The organism is Aquitalea sp. S1-19, assembly GCF_024343515.1.
Window position 1 is genome coordinate 1 of the sequence record NZ_RJTZ01000179.1, and the last position, 1,848, is coordinate 1,848.

Below are 1,848 nucleotides of genomic sequence, written 5' to 3' on the forward strand. Positions count from 1 at the left end.
ACCACGATCCTGGCTATCGGTACTGTGCTAGCTTCCATTATGGGGACCACCGGTGCGGCGATGCTGCTGATCCGCCCATTGCTCAAGGCCAACGACAACCGCAAGCACAATGTGCATGTAGTCGTGTTCTTCATCTTCCTGGTTGCCAACGTCGGTGGCGGTCTGACCCCGCTGGGTGATCCGCCGCTCTTCCTCGGCTTCCTCAAGGGTGTGACCTTCGGCTGGACCTTGCAGCATATGGCCTTGCCGGTGCTGCTGACTTCGCTCTCCCTGCTGGCGATTTTCTTTGCCGTGGACAGCTACTTCTTTGCCAAGGAAGGTGTGTTGCCGGTCGACAAGACCAAGGACAGCCCGATCAAGATCCACGGCAAATTCAACTTCTTCCTGCTGGCAGGGGTTGTCGGTGGTGTGCTGCTGTCCGGTTTCTGGAAGCCAGGTATCAGTTTTGATGTGATGGGCACGCATTGGGAACTGCAGAATATCGTACGCGATGTGCTGTTGCTGATGATCGCGGCGGTCTCGCTGAAACTGACGCCCAAGCAAGTGCGTGCCGGAAACGATTTCAACTGGGACCCGATTCTGGAAGTCGGCAAGCTGTTTGCCGGTATCTTTGTCACCATTGCTCCAGTGATTGCCATTCTCAAGGCCGGTACCGATGGCCATCTGGCACCATTGGTGCATATGGTGTCGGACAGTTCGGGTGCGCCGATCGATACCATGTATTTCTGGATGACGGGTGTCTTGTCCAGCTTCCTGGATAATGCGCCGACCTATCTGGTGTTCTTCAACCTCGCGCATGGTGATGCACAGACCATGATGGGGCCGATGGCGGATACCTTGCTGGCCATTTCCATGGGTGCGGTCTTTATGGGCGCCAATACCTATATCGGTAATGCCCCCAACTTTATGGTCAAGGCCATTGCCGAGCAGCGTGGCGTGAAAATGCCTAGCTTCTTCGGTTATATGGGCTGGTCCATCTGCTTCCTGCTGCCGGTATTCGGCATCCTGACGCTGGTATTCTTCTGATGGGAATGATCGGGGCGGGTTTGAATTTAAGCCTGCCTTGATTAAGGTGTAAAGATTGCCCGGCAGGCTAGCGCTTGTCGGGCTTTTTATCGGGCTTTTTATCGGGTTTGTTTGGCGAGGGAAATAAATAGAAGAGGGGGGAGCAGAATATGGACGATAAAAAAGCCATTGAGCAAAACTCAATGACTTAAATATCTGTTGGTGCCCAAGAGAAGACTCGAACTTCCACACCCTTGCGGGCGCTAGGACCTGAACCTAGTGCGTCTACCAATTCCGCCACCTGGGCCTGCCAAATTGTCTACTGCCAGCTAAAATTGCTGTTACGATGGTGCGAATTATATTGACCTAGCCGAGGAAGTCAATGCCTGCCACGCAAAAAAAACAAAAAAGCATCCCGTTGCGCTTGCAAGACCCGCATCTGGAACGTGAAAAAGTCAAATACGACAAGCCTTTACCTAGCCGTGAATTTATTCTGCAAATTCTCGCCGGGCAGGGCGTTCCCATGTTTCCAGCCGAGCTAATCGGTTTGCTGAATATTACTGAAGAAGAAAAACCTTTTTTCGAACGCCGCCTGTTTGCCATGGAGCGTAGCGGAGAAGTCGTTATTAACCGTACCGGTGCCGTCTGTGTCGCGCAAAAACTGGATCTGCTTAAGTGCAAGGTATCCGGTCATCGTGATGGCTATGGGTTTGCCATGCCGTTGGAAGGGGAGAAGGGCGATCTCTTTCTGAGCGAGCGTGAAATGCACAAGGCCATGCATGGCGATATCGTCATGGTGCAGCCCGGTGCGCCGGATCGCCGTGGCCGCAGTGAAGGGCGTAT

1 protein-coding gene, 1 tRNA gene and 1 pseudogene are annotated in these 1,848 nt (G+C 53.4%); 2 read left to right on the forward strand and 1 reads right to left on the reverse strand.

The window, feature by feature from the left end; translation table 11 throughout:
• Positions 1-1,026: sodium:proton antiporter (locus EGI20_RS16690; RefSeq protein ID WP_498632832.1), on the forward strand; the 1,026-nt coding region annotated here is incomplete at its 5' end.
• A gap of 199 nt (positions 1,027-1,225) precedes the next feature.
• On the opposite strand, the gene EGI20_RS16695 is transcribed toward EGI20_RS16690, so the two are convergent.
• Positions 1,226-1,312, reverse strand: a tRNA-Leu gene (locus EGI20_RS16695).
• Between the two features lie 75 nt (positions 1,313-1,387).
• Between EGI20_RS16695 and EGI20_RS16700 the strand changes: the two are divergent.
• A pseudogene (locus EGI20_RS16700) lies at positions 1,388-1,848 on the forward strand (ribonuclease R); the annotation flags it as partial.